Annotated in this window: 18 protein-coding genes and 2 tRNA genes; 4 read left to right on the forward strand and 16 right to left on the reverse strand. The window is 72.3% G+C overall.

Features of this window, described 5'->3' with window-relative positions; translation table 11 throughout:
• Positions 1-119 precede the first annotated feature (119 nt).
• Positions 120-683, forward strand: coding sequence for an RsmD family RNA methyltransferase (locus tag J2X60_RS16085; protein WP_070416420.1), 564 nt, complete (start codon positions 120-122; stop codon positions 681-683).
• Between the two features lie 23 nt (positions 684-706).
• Here the strand turns inward: J2X60_RS16085 and thiL are convergent, their stop codons facing one another.
• Positions 707-1,714 carry a thiamine-phosphate kinase gene (thiL, locus tag J2X60_RS16090; protein WP_309888901.1) on the reverse strand — a complete coding sequence of 336 codons (1,008 nt, stop codon included), beginning with the start codon at positions 1,712-1,714 and terminating at the stop codon, positions 707-709.
• 24 nt (positions 1,715-1,738) lie between these two features.
• On the opposite strand from thiL, the gene J2X60_RS16095 reads away from it, so the two are divergent.
• Positions 1,739-2,224, forward strand: coding sequence for a DUF3515 family protein (locus J2X60_RS16095; protein ID WP_309888903.1), 486 nt, complete (start codon positions 1,739-1,741; stop codon positions 2,222-2,224).
• A gap of 7 nt (positions 2,225-2,231) precedes the next feature.
• Here the strand turns inward: J2X60_RS16095 and J2X60_RS16100 are convergent, their stop codons facing one another.
• The 6 genes from J2X60_RS16100 to leuC all read right to left on the reverse strand — a co-directional run bounded on the left by J2X60_RS16100 (position 2,232) and on the right by leuC (position 8,713).
• Complete coding sequence (locus J2X60_RS16100; RefSeq protein WP_309888905.1) at positions 2,232-3,332, reverse strand: D-alanine--D-alanine ligase family protein; 1,101 nt, start codon at positions 3,330-3,332, stop codon at positions 2,232-2,234.
• A gap of 32 nt (positions 3,333-3,364) precedes the next feature.
• On the reverse strand, positions 3,365-4,378 hold the full coding sequence (locus J2X60_RS16105; protein ID WP_309888948.1) for an NAD(P)H-dependent glycerol-3-phosphate dehydrogenase: 1,014 nt from the start codon (positions 4,376-4,378) through the stop codon (positions 3,365-3,367).
• 91 nt (positions 4,379-4,469) lie between these two features.
• On the reverse strand, positions 4,470-5,306 hold the full coding sequence (locus tag J2X60_RS16110; protein WP_309888907.1) for a lysophospholipid acyltransferase family protein: 837 nt from the start codon (positions 5,304-5,306) through the stop codon (positions 4,470-4,472).
• A gap of 4 nt (positions 5,307-5,310) precedes the next feature.
• The gene (murA, locus tag J2X60_RS16115) at positions 5,311-6,678 is read right to left on the reverse strand and encodes a UDP-N-acetylglucosamine 1-carboxyvinyltransferase (protein WP_071296140.1); all 1,368 of its coding nucleotides are present in this window, start codon (positions 6,676-6,678) and stop codon (positions 5,311-5,313) included.
• Positions 6,678-7,274, reverse strand: coding sequence for a 3-isopropylmalate dehydratase small subunit (gene leuD, locus J2X60_RS16120; RefSeq protein ID WP_309888909.1), 597 nt, complete (start codon positions 7,272-7,274; stop codon positions 6,678-6,680). The genes murA and leuD overlap by 1 nt, the downstream gene beginning before the upstream one ends.
• Positions 7,274-8,713 carry a 3-isopropylmalate dehydratase large subunit gene (gene leuC, locus J2X60_RS16125; protein ID WP_309888911.1) on the reverse strand — a complete coding sequence of 480 codons (1,440 nt, stop codon included), beginning with the start codon at positions 8,711-8,713 and terminating at the stop codon, positions 7,274-7,276. The genes leuD and leuC overlap by 1 nt, the downstream gene beginning before the upstream one ends.
• Positions 8,714-8,873: 160 nt before the next feature.
• On the opposite strand from leuC, the gene J2X60_RS16130 reads away from it, so the two are divergent.
• Positions 8,874-9,941, forward strand: coding sequence for an FUSC family protein (locus J2X60_RS16130; RefSeq protein WP_309888918.1), 1,068 nt, complete (start codon positions 8,874-8,876; stop codon positions 9,939-9,941).
• A gap of 99 nt (positions 9,942-10,040) precedes the next feature.
• On the opposite strand, the gene J2X60_RS16135 is transcribed toward J2X60_RS16130, so the two are convergent.
• The 6 genes from J2X60_RS16135 to J2X60_RS16160 form a co-directional block, all read right to left on the reverse strand.
• A complete protein-coding gene (locus J2X60_RS16135; protein WP_309779859.1) occupies positions 10,041-10,646 on the reverse strand; it encodes a histidine phosphatase family protein in 606 nt (201 codons plus the stop codon).
• Complete coding sequence (crcB, locus tag J2X60_RS16140; RefSeq protein ID WP_071296136.1) at positions 10,643-11,017, reverse strand: fluoride efflux transporter CrcB; 375 nt, start codon at positions 11,015-11,017, stop codon at positions 10,643-10,645. The genes J2X60_RS16135 and crcB overlap by 4 nt, the downstream gene beginning before the upstream one ends.
• Positions 11,014-11,403: a CrcB family protein gene (locus J2X60_RS16145; RefSeq protein ID WP_309888950.1), complete on the reverse strand. Its 390-nt coding sequence runs from the start codon at positions 11,401-11,403 to the stop codon at positions 11,014-11,016. Before J2X60_RS16145 ends, crcB begins: the two co-directional genes overlap by 4 nt.
• Positions 11,404-11,571: 168 nt before the next feature.
• The gene (locus J2X60_RS16150; protein ID WP_309888921.1) at positions 11,572-11,979 is read right to left on the reverse strand and encodes a Rid family hydrolase; all 408 of its coding nucleotides are present in this window, start codon (positions 11,977-11,979) and stop codon (positions 11,572-11,574) included.
• 71 nt (positions 11,980-12,050) lie between these two features.
• Positions 12,051-12,123, reverse strand: a tRNA-Glu gene (locus J2X60_RS16155).
• 71 nt (positions 12,124-12,194) lie between these two features.
• Positions 12,195-12,270: transfer RNA gene (locus J2X60_RS16160), tRNA-Glu, on the reverse strand.
• 102 nt (positions 12,271-12,372) lie between these two features.
• Here J2X60_RS16160 and J2X60_RS16165 point away from each other — a divergent pair.
• Positions 12,373-13,209 (forward strand): DUF72 domain-containing protein, encoded by an 837-nt coding sequence (locus J2X60_RS16165; protein ID WP_309888922.1) that lies wholly within the window; start codon positions 12,373-12,375, stop codon positions 13,207-13,209.
• Positions 13,210-13,232: 23 nt separating this feature from the next.
• Here the strand turns inward: J2X60_RS16165 and J2X60_RS16170 are convergent, their stop codons facing one another.
• The 3 genes from J2X60_RS16170 to J2X60_RS16180 all read right to left on the reverse strand — a co-directional run bounded on the left by J2X60_RS16170 (position 13,233) and on the right by J2X60_RS16180 (position 15,647).
• Positions 13,233-13,898 carry an MBL fold metallo-hydrolase gene (locus J2X60_RS16170; RefSeq protein WP_309888924.1) on the reverse strand — a complete coding sequence of 222 codons (666 nt, stop codon included), beginning with the start codon at positions 13,896-13,898 and terminating at the stop codon, positions 13,233-13,235.
• 142 nt (positions 13,899-14,040) lie between these two features.
• The gene (locus J2X60_RS16175; RefSeq protein ID WP_309888926.1) at positions 14,041-15,081 is read right to left on the reverse strand and encodes a LacI family DNA-binding transcriptional regulator; all 1,041 of its coding nucleotides are present in this window, start codon (positions 15,079-15,081) and stop codon (positions 14,041-14,043) included.
• Between the two features lie 20 nt (positions 15,082-15,101).
• The gene (locus J2X60_RS16180) at positions 15,102-15,647 is read right to left on the reverse strand and encodes a hypothetical protein (RefSeq protein WP_309888928.1); all 546 of its coding nucleotides are present in this window, start codon (positions 15,645-15,647) and stop codon (positions 15,102-15,104) included.
• Between the last annotated feature and the right edge of the window lie 2 nt (positions 15,648-15,649).

Raw genomic sequence — 15,649 nt, forward strand, 5'->3', positions numbered from 1 at the left:
GTTGTCGTTCCGGTCGTGACCACACGTCAACGGTACCCGGCGGCACCGACGCGATCCGCGCCTCCTGGACCGCCTGTGGAGAACTCCTGGAGCGCCCGGCGGCCCGCTACGGTGGCTGCATGACCCGCATCATCGCCGGCGCCGCCGGCTCCACGACGCTCCGGGTGCCGAAGTCCGGCACCCGGCCGACGAGCGACCGGGTGCGCGAGGCGCTGTTCTCGTCGCTCGAGGCACGCGGGCTCGTCGACGACACCTCCGTCGCCGACCTCTACGCCGGCACGGGCGCCCTCGGGCTCGAGGCGGCGTCCCGCGGTGCGGTCGAGGTCGTGCTCGTCGACCGGGCGTCGGCGGCGGCGCAGGCCTGCCGGGCGAACGCGAAGGCCGTGCAGCAGCGGGTTCCCGGCGTGCGGATCGACGTGCAGCCGCAGCCGGTGCTCGGGTACCTGCGCGGCACCGTGCGGACGTTCGACCTGGTGTTCATCGACCCGCCGTACGACGTCACCGAGCACGAGCTGGCCGAGGTGCTCGAGACGCTCGTGCCGCGGCTCACGGCGGCCGCGGTGGTCGTCGTGGAGCGGAGCAAGCGCTCCCCCGAGCCGACGTGGCCCGCGGGGCTCGAGCCGTTCAGCAAGCGGAGCTACGGCGAGACCGTCGCGTGGGAGGCCGTGGTCGCCGCCGCCTGACGCCGCCCGCGCCCGCGAACCGGTCAGCCGGCCGCGCCGTCCCAGTCGGCGTAGGGGTCCCACCCGGTCGTCGGCACGGGCACTTCCCCGCGCACGAGGTCCGCGTCGCCCCGGTCGAGCACGACGCCGATCCGACGGAACCCCCCTGGCAGCGGGGCACCGGGCGGGAACGCGGCGAGCAGCCCGTGGTCCTCGCCGCCGTGCAGCGCCACCTCGTCGATGACGGGCCCGGTGCCGGAGGCCTCGTCGAGCGCCAGTGTCACCCGGCTGGCCCGGGCGAGCCGTCCGGCGTCGATCGCCAGCCCGTCGGAGAGGTCGAGCATCGCCGTCGCCCCCGCGGACGCCGCGCGTGGCCCGTCCGCGATCGGCGGGACCGGGCGCCGCTGTCGTCCGACGTCGGGGTCCGTGTCCGCGCCGCTCGCCACGACCGCCTCGCGGGAGGGTTCGCCGTCGGCGTCCACACCCTCGCGGAAGAGCCGCGTCAAGCCGCGCGCCGCCGGCCCGAGCTCCCCCGAGACGGCGAGGACGTCCCCGGGGCGCGCGCCCGAGCGGACGACGGGGGCACGGCCCTCGAGGTCGCCGAACGCCGTCACCGACACCGTGAACGCCGACGACGTGGAGAGGTCCCCGCCGACGACGCCGCAGCCGGGCGCCAGGGCGTCGACCGCCAGGCGCACCCCGTCCGCGAAGGACTCGAGCACCGCCGCGGGGGTGTCCTGCGGTGCCGCCAGGGCGATCACGAGGCCGGTCGGCACCGCACCCATCGCGGCGACGTCGGACAGGTTCGTCGCCGCGGCCTTCCACCCGACGTCCTCGGGTGCGGACCAGGCCCAGCGGAAGTCCGGCCCGTGCACCATCATGTCCGTGGTCACCACGAACCGGCCGTCCGGTGCCGCCACGACCGCGCAGTCGTCGCCGGGGCCGAGCAGCGGCGCTCCGGCGGGCAACCGGCGCACGATGCGGTCGAGGACGACGAGTTCGCCGAGCTCCCCCACGGTCGGTCCGGCCCAGGCGTCGTACGTCGCGTCCACACGAGAACGGTAGCCTGGACGTCGATGGACACCGTGCGCCGCCCCAACCGGAAGACCGCGATCGTGGGCGTCGTGATCGCCGTCGCGGCCGGTCTGACCGGCTGCACGAACGCCGTCGCGATGTCCCCGGCGCCCTCAGCCGACGCCGCCGCGTGCGCGGCCGTGCAGGTCCGGCTGCCGGCAGCGGTCGACTCGAAGTTCGACCTGCGGAACACGAACGCCCAGTCGACGGCGGCATGGGGCGACCCCGAGGTGGCCCTGTACCACTGCGGTGTGGCCGTCCCGACGGTCTCCGACCTGCCGTGCTTCTCGCTCGGTGACGTCGACTGGATCCGGGACGACCGTGGCGGGCAGATCGTCTACACGACCTTCGGGCGGTCGCCGGCTGTCCAGCTCGTCATCGACGCGACGAAGACCACGAACCAGGTCGTGCAGGACGTCACCGACGCGGTGTCGACGCTCCCGAAGGACGGGCACCAGTGCCTGGACCCGTCCGACGTCGACCAGTAGGCCCGGGTCAGCGGACGGCGGCGCGCCCCAGCTCGATGAGCTCGCGGACGAGCTCGCCGTAGGACACGCCCGACGCCGCCCAGCAGCGCGGGTACATCGACAGCGGCGTGAACCCCGGCATGGTGTTGACCTCGTTCACCACGAAGCCGTCGTCGGTCAGGAAGCAGTCGACGCGGGCGAGCCCGGAGCCGCCGATCGCCTCGAACGCCCGGGCGCCGATCGACCGGATCTCGTCGGTCTGCACCTCGGTGAGCGGGGCCGGGCAGAGCAGCGACTCGTCACCGCCGAGGTACTTCGACGCGAAGTCGTAGAAGCCGTCCTCGGCGACGACGATCTCGCCCGGCAGGCTCGTGCGCGGGACGCCGTCGCGACCCTCGAGCACCGCGACCTCGACCTCGCGCCCGATCACCCGCGGCTCGACGATGACCTTGGAGTCGTGCTCGAACGCCAGGTCCATCGCGGCACCGAGCTCGTCGGGGCCGTCCACGCGGGACACCCCCATGCTGGAGCCCGCACGTGCCGGCTTCACGAAGAGCGGCCACCCGTGCGCGGCGATCGCCTCGGCGACGTCGACCGGGTCGGCCGACCACTCGCGACGGAGCACGGTCGTCCACGGCGCGACCCGGAGCCCGGCGTGCTCGAGGACCGCCTTGGCGACGTGCTTGTCCATGGCCAGGGCGCTCGCGAGCACCCCGTCGCCGACGTAGGGCAGACCGGCGATCTCGAGGAGCCCCTGGACGGTGCCGTCCTCGCCGAACGGGCCGTGCAGGATCGGGAAGACGATGTCGACCGCGATCGTCGTGACGGAGCCGTCCGGGTGCGAGACCACGAGCTCGTTCGTCGCCGGCGACGTCGGGAACGCCACGCGGGTGCCGTTGTCGGGCACGGTCGGGAGCGTGCCGTCACGGAGCGCCCACTGCGCCGGGTCGTCGGGCTGGAGCGTGAACGCGCCGTCCTTCGTGATGCCGATCGGCACGAGGTCGTACTCGGCACGGTCGACGACGTCCATGATCCCGCCGGCGGTCACGCAGCTGATCTCGTGCTCGCTCGAACGGCCGCCGAACAGCACGGCGACGGTCGTCGGTGGCACGGGTGCGATCGTGGGCATGGCAGTCCTCTTGCTGGTCGGGGTCGGACCGGTCACTCGCCCTGGGGTTCGTCGGTCTCGGTGAGGTGCGGCGCGATGTTGCGCGGATCGAGCCTACCGGCGAGCACCTCGGCGACCTGCCCCACGATGGGCATGTCGACGCCGTTCGCCGCGGCGAGCTCGAGGATCGGCACGACCGAGGCGAGCCCCTCGGCGGTCTGGTTCATCTGGCGGACGACCTCGTCGAACCGGTACCCCTGGCCGAGCAGCCGCCCCGCGGTGTTGTTCCGCGAGAGCGGTGACTGGCACGTGGCGATGAGGTCGCCGAGACCGGCGAGCCCGGACAGCGTCGAGGGCTGCGCGCCGAGCGACACCGCGAAGTCGGTCATCTCGGCGAGCCCGCGCGTGATGATCGACGCCTTCGTGTTCTCGCCGTAGCCGACGCCGTCGACGATGCCGATCGCCACGGCGATGAGGTTCTTCAGCACGCCGCCGAACTCGGTGCCGATGACGTCGGTGTTGATGAACGACCGGAAGTAGGGGTTCGTGGCGACGGCGGCCACCGCGCTGGCGGTCTCGGCCGACGACGAGGACACGACGGCCGCGGTGGGCTGCCGTCGGGCGATCTCGAGCGCCAGGTTCGGGCCGCTCGCGACGGCGATGCGGTCCTGGTCGATGCCGAGGCCCTGGAGCAGGACCTCGCTCATCCGCAGACCGGTCGCCTTCTCGACGCCCTTCATCAGGCTCACCACGGGCACCCCCGGCGCGAGCAGCGGCGCGATCGCGTCGAGGTTCGACCGCAGGGTCTGCGACGGCACCGACACGTACACCTGCTGGGCGCCGTCGAGCACGGCGGACAGCGACGTCGAGGCGGTCAGGGTGCGCGGGAGGTTGATGCCGGGCAGGTACTCCGAGTTGCGCTTGGTCTCGGTGATCTCGCGCGCGACCTCGGGGCGCCGTGCCCACACGACCGTGTCGGCACCGCCCTCGGCGAGGACCTTGGCGAACGTGGTCCCCCAGCTCCCGGCACCGATGACGGCGACGCGCGGCTTGTCGGTCGACTGCATGACGACCCGGATCGCGGCGGTGTCCACCGCTCCGGGGGCTGCGACCGCGGGGTCCGGGTGGTCATCGTGCGGGCGGAGGCCCGGTCGCTGCTCACTCAAACCGGCCGGTCTCCTTCTGGTTGTTCGCCGCCGGGTCCCAGCGGGTCGGGGGCGCCTGCTGCCCGCGGAGCTCCTCGAGCAGCGCGGTGATGTGCCGCATGAGCAGCTCGGTCGCCTCGACGAGCACCTGCTGGTCGATCGGCTTGCCGCGGTACGCCGACAGGTCGACGGGGTCGCCGACGATGACGTCCACGCGCGACGGCGGGATCAGCCGGAGCTTCTTGCCGTACCGCGCCATGATGTTCTGCGTGCCCCAGTGGGCCATCGGGATGAGCGGCACGTCGTTCTCGAGCGCGATCCGCACCGCGCCGGTCTTGCCGCGCATCGGCCACAGATCGGGGTCGCGGGTGAGCGTGCCTTCGGGGTAGACGATGATGGCGCCGCCCTGCTCGATCAAGGACCGGCCGCCACCGAGCGGGTCGCTCAGCCGGGTACGGCCGGAACGCTCGACGGGGATCTGACCCATGCCGGACATGATCTTGCCGAAGACCGGGACCTTGAACAGGGACGCCTTCGCGAGGAACCGCGGCGCCCGACGGGACAGCCAGACCGCCGTGCCGACGACGAGCGGGTCGATGTTCGTGAAGTGGTTCGGTGCGAGGACGAACGCACCCTCGGCCGGCAACCGGTTCGGGCCGTGCCAGTGGTAGCGCGCGGAGAAGCGGAAGGTCGGGATGACCACGGTCGCGAGGATCCGGAACGCCGTGTTCAGCTCGCCGCGACGCCACCGGCGCCCAGGGACGGGCATGCCGGTGGTGACCTGCGAGGCGGAGGCGCGCCGCGCCTCCTGGCCCTCACCGTCACCGCGAGGTGCCGGAGCAGCAGTCACCGCGCTACCCCGCGAAGTCGAAGTCGGCGCCGAGCTTGCGCAGCTTCGGGATGAAGTGCTCGTAGCCGCGGCTGATGATGCCGACGTTCGTGATGTGGGACTCGCCCTCGGCGGTGAGTGCCGCGATGAGGTGGCTGAAGCCGCCGCGGAGGTCCGGGACGCGGACGTTGGCGGCGTGGAGCGTCGTCGGGCCGGTGATGACCGCGGCCTGCTCGAAGGGACGGCGGGCGACGCGACGGTCGTGCCCGGGCAGGCCCTCCTTGTGGACGACGATGTCCGCGCCCATCTCGTTCAGGGCGTCGGTGAAGCCGAAGCGGTTCTCGTACACGGTCTCGTGCACGATGCTCTGCCCGGCGGCCTGGGTCAGGGCCACGACGAGCGGCTGCTGCCAGTCCGTCATGAACCCGGGGTGCACGTCCGTCTCGATGACGACCGGCTTGAGGACCTCGAGCTCGCGGTAGAAGCGGATGCCGTCCTCTTGGATGTCGAACCCGCCGCCGACCTTGCGGAAGACGTTGAGGAACGTCATGAGCTCCTGCTGCTTCGCACCCTCGACGAAGATGTCGCCGTTGGTCGCGAGCGCGGCGGAGGCCCAGCTGGCGGCCTCGTTGCGGTCGTTGATCGCGCGGTGCGTGTAGCCGCGGAGCGACTGGACGCCCTCGATGAAGATGACGCGGTTCGGCTCGACCGAGACGATGGCGCCCATCTTCTGCAGGATCGCGATGAGGTCCATGATCTCGGGCTCGATCGCGGCGTTCCGGAGCTCCGTGACGCCCTCGGCGAGGGTCGCGGACAGCAGGACCTGCTCGGTGGCGCCGACACTCGGGTACGGCAGCTCGATGTACGCGCCCTTGAGACCGTCCGGGGCGGTGAGGTGGATGCCGTTGACCTGCTTGTCGACGACCGCGCCCATGGCGCGGAGGGCGTCGAGGTGGAAGTCGATCGGGCGGTCGCCGATGCGGCAGCCGCCGAGGTCGGGGATGAACGCCTCGCCGAGCTTGTGCAGCAGCGGACCGCAGAACAGGATCGGGATGCGGCTCGAACCGGCGTGGGCGTCGATCTCGGCGAAGTGCGCCGACTCGACGTTCGACGGGTCGAGGATGAGCTCGCCTCGTGCAGGATCGGTGATGCGCACGCCGTGCACCTCGAGCAGCCCGCGGACGACCTTGACGTCGGAGATGTCCGGGACGTCCTTGAGGATCGACGGGGTGTCACCGAGCAGCGACGCCACCATGGCCTTGGTCGCGAGGTTCTTCGCCCCGCGGACCTCGATGCGTCCCACGAGCGGCTTGCCCCCGCGGATGACGATCTCGTCCGACTTGAGGCCCACGCGCGCCCCTGCGGCCGCTGCGTCCTGTACGAGAGAGTTCACTACTTCACCGGCAATGTCTTCGGCCGCCAACGGGAGCGGCGGGATTCGAACTCCGTGATCGAGGTCTCGTCACGGAGGGTGAGCCCGATGTCGTCGAGCCCTTCCATCAACCGCCAACGAGTGTAAGCGTCGATCTCGAAGGGGACGTCCACATCCCCGAGCGACACGCGCTGCGCCACCAGGTCCACGGTCGCCGACACCCCCGGGTTCCGCTCGATCTCGGCCCAGAGCCGCTCGACTTCCGATTCGGTCACGATCGCGGTGACCAGTCCCTGCTTGCCCGCGTTGCCCTTGAAGATGTCGGCGAAGCGGGGCGAGACGACGACCTGGAAGCCGAAGTCGCGGAGCGCCCAGACGGCGTGCTCACGGCTCGACCCGGTGCCGAAGTCCGGCCCGGCGACGAGCACCTTCGCGCCGGCGTACGCCGGCTGGTTCAGCACGAACGCGGGGTCCTGGCGCCAGCCGGAGAACAGCGCGTCCTCGAAGCCGGTCTTCGTGACCCGCTTGAGGTAGACCGCGGGGATGATCTGGTCGGTGTCGACATTCGAGCGCTTGAGCGGTGCGGCGATCCCGGTGACGGTGGTGATCTTGTCCATCAGTGTGCCCCTTCCAGGACGGCGTTCGACTCGGACGTCTCCAGGTCCCACGGGCTGGAGAGCGTGCCGCGCACGGCGGTGGCCGCGGCGACGAGCGGTGACACGAGGTGGGTGCGACCGCCCTTGCCCTGGCGTCCCTCGAAGTTGCGGTTGGAGGTGCTCGCGCAGCGCTCCCCCGGCGCGAGCTGGTCGGGGTTCATGCCGAGGCACATCGAGCAGCCGGCGAACCGCCACTCGGCACCGAAGTCCGTGAACACCTTGTCGAGCCCCTCGGCCTCGGCCTCGAGCCGGACACGGGCGGACCCCGGCACGACCATGACGCGGACCCCGTCGGCCTTCTTGCGGCCCTGGATGATCGAGGCGAAGGCGCGCAGGTCCTCGATGCGGGAGTTCGTGCACGACCCCATGAACACCGCGTCGACGGCGATGTCCTTCATCGGGGTGCCGGCCGCGATGTCCATGTACTCGAGCGCACGCTGCGCGGCGGCCTGGTCGTTCGGGTCGTCGAAGTCCGCGGGCGACGGCACGCTCTCGGACAGCGAGACGCCCTGGCCGGGGTTCGTGCCCCAGGTGACGAAGGGCTCGAGCTCGTCGGCGTCGATGAAGACCTCGGCGTCGAACACCGCGTCGTCGTCGGTCGACAGGGTGTCCCAGTACGCGACCGCGTCGTCCCAGTCCTGGCCGGTCGGGGCGTGGTCGCGACCCTGCACGTAGTCGTAGGTGGTCTGGTCGGGGGCGACCATGCCGGCGCGGGCACCGGCCTCGATCGACATGTTGCAGATCGTCATGCGGCCCTCCATCGAGAGCGCGCGGATCGCCGAGCCGCGGTACTCGAGCACGTAGCCCTGCCCGCCGCCGGTGCCGATCTTCGCGATGACGGCGAGGATGATGTCCTTCGCCGTCACGCCCGGACGCAGCGTGCCCTCGACCGTGATCGCCATGGTCTTGAAGGGCTTGAGCGGCAGGGTCTGGGTCGCGAGGACGTGCTCGACCTCGGACGTCCCGATGCCGAACGCCATCGCACCGAACGCCCCGTGCGTGCTGGTGTGCGAGTCGCCGCAGACCACCGTGATGCCGGGCATGGTCAGGCCGAGCTGGGGACCGACCACGTGCACGATGCCCTGCTCCTTGTCGCCCAGGGAGTGCAGGCGGACGCCGAACTCCTCGCAGTTGCGACGGAGCGTCTCGATCTGGGTCCGGCTGGTCGGGTCCGCGATCGGACGGTCGATCGCGAGGGTCGGGGTGTTGTGGTCCTCGGTCGCGATCGTCAGGTCCAGGCGGCGCACCGGGCGGCCGGCCTGGCGCAGGCCGTCGAACGCCTGCGGGCTCGTGACCTCGTGCACGAGGTGGAGGTCGATGTAGAGGAGGTCGGGGTTGCCGTCCTCGCCCTTGACCACGACGTGGTCGTCCCACACCTTCTCGGCGAGCGTCTTTCCCATCGGGTGCGACCCTTCCTCGTTGTCGTCGACGCGCCGCTGTCGCGGCTCGGTCCGGCGAGTCTAGCAGGTTGGTATACCAAGGTGCTCCCGCGCCGATCCGGCGGCCTGGAGGCGCGGCTCGACTCCACGACACCCGTCGCGGTGGGAAGATGGTCGCGACATGACGACACCTGCGCACTCGACCCGGACCATCAACATCGAGGGCGCGATCCGCGCCGCGGTCGCCGGGGGCGCCCCGCTCGCGCTGCTCATCGCCCTCGGGATGCCCGGGTACGCCGCCTTCGCCATGTTCGCCGGGTTCACGGCGATCTTCGGCGCGACCGAGCCCTACCGGCAGCGTGCGGTGACGACCGGTGTCGCCGGCGGGATGCAGGCTGTGTGCATGGCCGCTGGCGTGGGTGTCGCCCTGGCCGGGTCGCAGCTCTGGATGCAGGCGGTCGGGCTCGTCCTCGTGCTCGTCCTCGCCGTCTGCACGCTGAGCACCCTCCGCACGATCCCGGCGCAGCCGATCTTCCCGGTGTTCGCGTTCCTCGTCTCGTCGCTCGTGCCGGTCCGGCCGGCCGACGTCCCGGTCATCGCCACGATCATCGTGTGCTCGGTCGTCTGGGCCTGGCTCGTCGCGATGTCCGGGTCCGTCCTGCGCCTGGTGCTGCACCCGCACGCCCCGCACCGGTTCCGGCCGCTGGCGGAGCGCAAGCACCGTTCGCTCGCGGTGCTCCGGACGCCCGCGCTGTGGGAGACCGTCGCCCTCAACGTGGTCGGAGCGCTCGTCGCCGGGGCCGTCGCCGAGACGATCCCCGGGCTCGGGCACCCCTACTGGGCGGTCATCGCCGTGGTGTCGACGCTGCCCGCACTGCGCCAGCGGCACACGGTGTTCCGGGCGTTCCAGCGGTTCATCGGCACGATCGGGGGCACCGTGATCGCGGTGGGGATCCTGCTGCTGGAGCCCTCGGCGTGGTGGATCGTCCTGATCGCCGTCGTCGGGCAGTTCTTCGCCGAGATCTTCGTCGCGCGGCACTACGCCGTGTGTCTGCTCTTCCTCACGCCGCTCGCGCTCGCCGTGTCGTGGCTGAGCCTGCCCGAGGCGCCGGAGCTCCTCGCGCTCGACCGCGTCGCGCAGACCACCCTGGGGGCGCTCGTCAGCGTCGCGCTGCTGTTCGTGGGGCGTGGGATCGAGCGGCGCCGCGGTCGCGCGCTGGGCGCGACGAGCGCGATCCGCACCGTGTGACGCGGGCTGCGCGGACGGGAGGCGCGGGTCGGGCCGGCACCGCGCCTCCCGTCCGCAGCAGGCCCCCGCAGACCCGCTGCGGCTGCGTGCGCGGACGCGTCAGTCGCGGGGCTGGATGTTCCAGGCGTCGATGACGGGGCGGCCGTGCTCGTACCCGAGCACGCTCACCGAGGCGGTGCCGAGCTTCAGCACGGCGCCGTCCTGCGGTGCGAGGCGGATCCACGCGGCGCCGAGCGCGCGGAGGACGTGCCCGTGGGCGACGACGATCGCGTCCTGCCCCTCGGCGAGGACCGGTCGGGCACGGTCGAGGATGCGCTCGACGCGGACCCGGACCTCGGCGGCGTTCTCGCCGGGCGTGTCACCGGCGGGCACGCCGTCGGTCCAGAGGTCCCACGGGCCGTGCCGGAGGACCTTGATCTGCGGCGTGGTGAGCCCCTCGTACGCGCCGTAGTCCCACTCGTAGAGGTCCTCGTCGAGCTCCGCGTCGACACCGACGAGCGCCGCCGTGTCGCGGGCACGCTGCAACGGGCTGGACAGCGCCAGCGCGAACGTGCGGTCCGCCAGGTACCGGCCGGCGCGCTTCGCCTGCTCGATGCCGTTCTCGGTGAGCGGGATGTCGGTGCGGCCGGTGTGCTGCCCGCTCTTCGACCACTCCGTCTCTCCGTGACGGACGAGGACGAGTTCGCCGGGGCGTTCCGAGGTCATGTGTTCCTTCCGATGAGCAGGCCGAGCGCGGCTGCGCCGACCGAGACGACGAGCATCCCGAGGCCGTTCAGGACGGCGAGCCGGGGCTTGCCGGATCGGAGGAGCTGTACGGTCTCGACGCTCGCCGTCGAGAACGTCGTGTACCCACCCATCATGCCCGTTCCGAGCACCGCGACGACCGGGAGCGGGATCGTGCCGGCCTGCCCGAGGCCCGTCAGGACCCCGAGGACGAGCGATCCGGACACGTTGATGACGACCGTGCCGAGCGGGAAGCCGGACACCCGGGCCTTCACGACACCGTCGAGGAGGAAGCGCAGCGCCGCGCCGACTCCCCCGCCGACCGCGACGAGGAGCAGTTCGAGGGCGTTCACCGGGCGCCTCCGGACCGGAGCACCGTGGCGAGCCCGATGCCGGCCACGACGGCGAGCAGTCCCGCCGCCACCGTGAGCAGGGCGTACGCGCTGCCGGCGCCCCAGCGACCGACGTCGAGCAGCTGCGCGGCGTCGTCGGCGAGCGTGCTGTAGGTCGTGAAGCCGCCGAGGACCCCGGTGCCGACGAACAACCGCAGGCCCCGACGACACCCGACGTCCGGGCCGCGGTGCGCCAGCGCCTCGAGCAGGAGGCCGAGGCAGAACGCGCCGACGACGTTGATCGCGAAGATCGCCCAGCTGATGCCGTCGTGCGCCGGGAAGACCTCGGTGAGGAGCGCTCGGACACCGGTGCCGATCGCCCCGCCGAGTGCGACGACGCCGAGCATCGACCAGCGGAGGTGGGGTGGACGTTCGTGCACGGTGCTCCTATCGCCGAGCACGCCGGATCGTCTCCGCGCGTGCGGTGTTCTCGGGATAGGGACCGTTGGCGGCTGGCCGCGGTTGGGTCCGGCAGGCCCCACTGCCGGGTCTGACGACCGGATCAGCGTACCGCGTCAGTCCGCGACGGCCGCGATGCCCTCGATCTCGACGAGCTGGTCGTCGTACCCGAGGACGGTCACCCCGACGAGGGTGCTCGGCACGTCGTGGTCGCCCATGGCCTCGCGGACGACCTCCCACGCGGCCACGAGGTCGGCCTGCCGCGTCGACGCGACGAGGACCCGGGTCTGGGCGAGGTCGGCGATCCCGGCCCCCGCGGCGTCGAGCGCGGTGCGGAGGTTCTCGACGCACTGCGCCGCCTGACCGCGGACGTCGCCCACGGCCACGGTTCGGCCGTCGGCGTCGAGGGGGCACGCGCCGGCGAGGAACACGAGTCGGCTGCCGGCGGGCACGGACGCGGCGTACGCGTACTCAGCGACGTCGCTGAGGACACCGGAACGGATGAGCTGCACGACACTGGTCACCCCGTCAGCCTCGCAGAGCCGACCGGGACGACGAAAGCCCCCCGGCGGACCGGAGGGCTTTCGTGCTGGTGTGACCCCAGCGGGATTCGAACCCGCGTTACCGCCGTGAGAGGGCGACGTACTAGGCCGCTGTACGATGGGGCCGTCACACATGGGAATCCCCCGCCCGGAAGCGGGGGTCATGGTCGTTGTCGGAGTCGGAGGCAAGCCACCTGTGGTGACCCCAGCGGGATTCGAACCCGCGTTACCGCCGTGAGAGGGCGACGTACTAGGCCGCTGTACGATGGGGCCGTTCCGACAACTCGACAAGTATTGCACAAGCCCCGCGCCGTGCCAAAACGAGGCGTGTCGCCCGGGTGCGCCGCCATGCCGCGGCGGGAATACGGTGGCGCGGTGATCGTGCGCACCGGACTGTCGGGCTGGCAGTACGACTCCTGGCGCGGGGACTTCTACCCCGCCGACGTGCCGAAGCGCCGATGGCTCGCGTACGCTGCCGGACACTTCTCGACGGTCGAGGTCAACGGCTCCTTCTACTCGCTGCAGCGGCCGTCGCGGTACCGAGCGTGGCGCGAGGCAGTTCCCCCGACGTTCCGCTTCGCGCTCAAGGGAGGGCGCTACGTGACGCACATGTTGCGCCTCAGGCACGTCGACACGGCGCTGGCGAACTTCTTCGCGTCCGGACCACTGGAGCTCGGGTCGACGCTCGGCCCGGTGCTCTGGCAGCTCCCCGAGGCGCTCCTGCCGACACCGGAGGTGCTCGACGACTTCCTCGGGCGACTCCCCCGCACGCACGGTGCAGCGGCAGCGCTCGCCCGACGGCACGACGAGAAGGTCCCGGTCCCCGCCGTCGAGGCAGAGGACCCCGGCCGGGTGATCGAGCACGCCGTCGAGGTGCGGGCGGCGGGGTTCGGTGCTGAGCACGCCGATGTGCTCCGACGGCACCGGACCACCCTGGTCGACTCGCACGCGGGCGACTTCCCACGCCTGCGCGTCGACACCGGCGCACGCATCGCCTACCTCCGACTGCACGGCGCACCCAGGACCTACCACGACGGCTACTCGCCGCAGGCGCTCGGTCGGTGGGCGACGACGATCGTCGAGCACCTCGATGCCGGGCGGGACGCGTACGTGTACTTCGACAACGACGCCGAGCGGCACGCTCCCTGGGACGCACTCGCGCTCGACCGGATAGTGCGCGACCGTCTGCGCAGGCGAGACGCGCAGAGGTGAGCCGTGCCTCCTGGACCAGTCGGTCAGATCGTGAGCGACTCCCCGGGACGGAGGACGACGAGCGACCCGGAGGGCTCCATCGCCTCGCGGAGACGACCGGTGTGCATGCCGTAGCCGACGTCGGAGAGCGTTGCCTCGTGCACCGGGTAGGCCAGGCGGGGCCCGACCGCGAGGACGTAGTCCATCATCTCGGAGACCTTGAGCCACGGGGCGCCGACAGGTGCGGCGAGGACCTCGACCGGGACGTCGGGCACCGTGTAGGAGTCGCCCGGGTGGAAGAGCCTGCCGTTCACGAGGACACCGGTGTTGTCGACGATCGGGACGCTCGAGTGGATCAGGTTGTGGCGCGTGCCGTGGAACGACAGGTCGAACGGACCCACGGTGCGTCGGTCCCCGGCGGTGACGACGTCCACCACGACGCCACCCGCGCCGCCCGCACCGCTCGCGCCGCCCGCGCCGGCGAGCGCCCGGGCGACACCGGCGGGGCCGATCACGACCGCCCCGGGGTTCGCGTCGAGGATCCGCCGGATCTGCTCGGGCGTGACGTGGTCGGGGTGCTCGTGGGTGACGACGACGGCGACGACACCGGTGACGTCGACGGGCCGGGTGAAGTTGCCCGGGTCGATGACGAGGCGCGCGCTGCCCTCGGAGACGATCTGGCAGGCGTGCTCGAGCTTGGTGACCTCCATGCGGGCGACCCTACGCGGCGGCGCGGGGCGGCGGGGCGGAGCGATGGCGCGGCTTGCGTCGAACCACGGAAGCGACGTCGAACCAGGCACGACGCCCGGTTCGATGTCGCGTTCGTGCTTCGGAGCGCGGCGATGCCACCGCCTACGCGCGGACGGCCCGGGGCGGCCCCGTCGTCGAGCGCACCACGAGGTGCGCCGGAGACGCCGGCAACGGCCCCGCGAGCCCGCCGTCGACCTCGGCGAGCACGGCCCGAGCGGCGACCCGACCCTGCGCTACCGGGTCCTGGGCGATGGTGGTCAGCCCGGTGACCTCGCCGTACTCGTGGCCGTCGATGCCGATGACCGAGACGTCCTCCGGCACCGAGAGGCCCGCTCGACGCGCGGCGAGGACCACCCCGAGTGCCATCTCGTCCGATGCACAGAACACCGCGGTCGGCCACGCGCCGTCACGCCCGACACTGCGGCGCCCGTCACGCCCGCCGAACAACGCCTCCCCCGCGTCGACGCCGCCCGCGAAGGAGAACCGCCCGTCGAGGATCCAGTCCTCCCGCACCGCGATCCCCCGCGCGGCGAGTGCGTCCACGAACCCGTCCCGCCGCAGCCACGGCACCGCCACGTTCATCCCCGCCTCGTCCTGTCCGCCGACGTAGGCCACGTCCCGGTGCCCGAGTCCGCAGAGGTGCTCGACGGCGATCCCGGCCACGGCGACGTCGTCCACGCCGACGTTCCGGAGGCCCGGCGCCGGACCGCCGATCACGATCATGGGGTGCCGCGTGAGTTCGAGCTCGGCGCGCTCGGTCTCGTCGAGCACGAGCGACAGCAGGACGAGGCCGTCGACCCGGTGCCGCAGCATCGACCGTCGGAACGCCCGGTCGCGGTCGCCGCCGGGTCCGGCGAGGTTGTACAGCACCAGGTCGTACCCGGCCCGCCGCAGTTCGGCGTCGACACCGCCGAGCGCCTTGACGTAGAACCACCGGTCGATCACCGGGACGACGACGCCGATCGCACGCTGTCGCCCCGTGGCGAGGCCGGCCGCCGCCGAGCTCGGCACGTACCCGAGCTCGTCGGCGACCCGTCGCACCTCGTCGATCGTGGTGTCCGCGACCGTCGACATCCCACGCAGTGCGCGGGACACCGTCGACTTCGACAGGCCCGTGACGGTCGCGATCTCCTGGATGCCCATGGACGGTCCCGGGAGGCCCGTCATCCGTCCGACGGCCGCCGCACGTCGGCGACGGGGCCGGTCTGCGCTCGCGCGACCGACGGCGCACTGCCCGCCCCGGGGAGCGCCGTGCCCGGCGCTGCTCCGGTGCGCGGGACCGCGGCGCGGCGTGTCCGAGCGGCCCGACGACCGGCGGGCGCGAGTTCGTCCCACCCGACGTGGCGGTGCACCCGACCGTCCACCGCGGGCTGCACGGCGATGCGGGACGGGTCCGACCGCCACCCCGACGGACCGGAGCCGGCCGCGACGCCCGCCGCCGCTGCCGGCCGCGCGACCGAAGCGACGACCGGCGCCGCCCCGCCGACACCGTCGGTCGAACGGGTGCGGCGGAGCACCGACACCCGCCACCGGTCGAGCACCACCACGCCGAGCACGCAGACGAGCAGCGTGAGCGCCCAGCCGAGCGCCGGGCGACCGGTGAGCTCGCAGAACACCGTGGCCCCGAGGAACAGGATGCCGAACGTGCCGACGAAGCCGATGGCCTCCTCGATCCGGGCCGTGGGCCGGGTCGGTCCGCGCTGTGCCATGG

Origin of the sequence: Curtobacterium sp. 320, from assembly GCF_031455235.1 — a bacterium.
Classification (GTDB): Bacteria; Actinomycetota; Actinomycetes; order Actinomycetales; family Microbacteriaceae; genus Curtobacterium.

Coding starts and splice junctions, on each gene's coding strand:
- J2X60_RS16085 (WP_070416420.1), top strand. CDS start 120: ATGACCCGCATCATCGCCGGCGCCGCCGGCTCCACGACGCTCCGGGTG.
- J2X60_RS16095 (WP_309888903.1), top strand. CDS start 1,739: ATGGACACCGTGCGCCGCCCCAACCGGAAGACCGCGATCGTGGGCGTC.
- J2X60_RS16100 (WP_309888905.1), bottom strand. CDS start 3,332: ATGCCCACGATCGCACCCGTGCCACCGACGACCGTCGCCGTGCTGTTC.
- J2X60_RS16105 (WP_309888948.1), bottom strand. CDS start 4,378: ATGCAGTCGACCGACAAGCCGCGCGTCGCCGTCATCGGTGCCGGGAGC.
- leuD (WP_309888909.1), bottom strand. CDS start 7,274: ATGGACAAGATCACCACCGTCACCGGGATCGCCGCACCGCTCAAGCGC.
- leuC (WP_309888911.1), bottom strand. CDS start 8,713: ATGGGAAAGACGCTCGCCGAGAAGGTGTGGGACGACCACGTCGTGGTC.
- J2X60_RS16130 (WP_309888918.1), top strand. CDS start 8,874: ATGACGACACCTGCGCACTCGACCCGGACCATCAACATCGAGGGCGCG.
- J2X60_RS16135 (WP_309779859.1), bottom strand. CDS start 10,646: ATGACCTCGGAACGCCCCGGCGAACTCGTCCTCGTCCGTCACGGAGAG.
- J2X60_RS16145 (WP_309888950.1), bottom strand. CDS start 11,403: ATGCTCGGCGTCGTCGCACTCGGCGGGGCGATCGGCACCGGTGTCCGA.
- J2X60_RS16170 (WP_309888924.1), bottom strand. CDS start 13,898: ATGGAGGTCACCAAGCTCGAGCACGCCTGCCAGATCGTCTCCGAGGGC.
- J2X60_RS16175 (WP_309888926.1), bottom strand. CDS start 15,081: ATGGGCATCCAGGAGATCGCGACCGTCACGGGCCTGTCGAAGTCGACG.
- J2X60_RS16180 (WP_309888928.1), bottom strand. CDS start 15,647: ATGGCACAGCGCGGACCGACCCGGCCCACGGCCCGGATCGAGGAGGCC.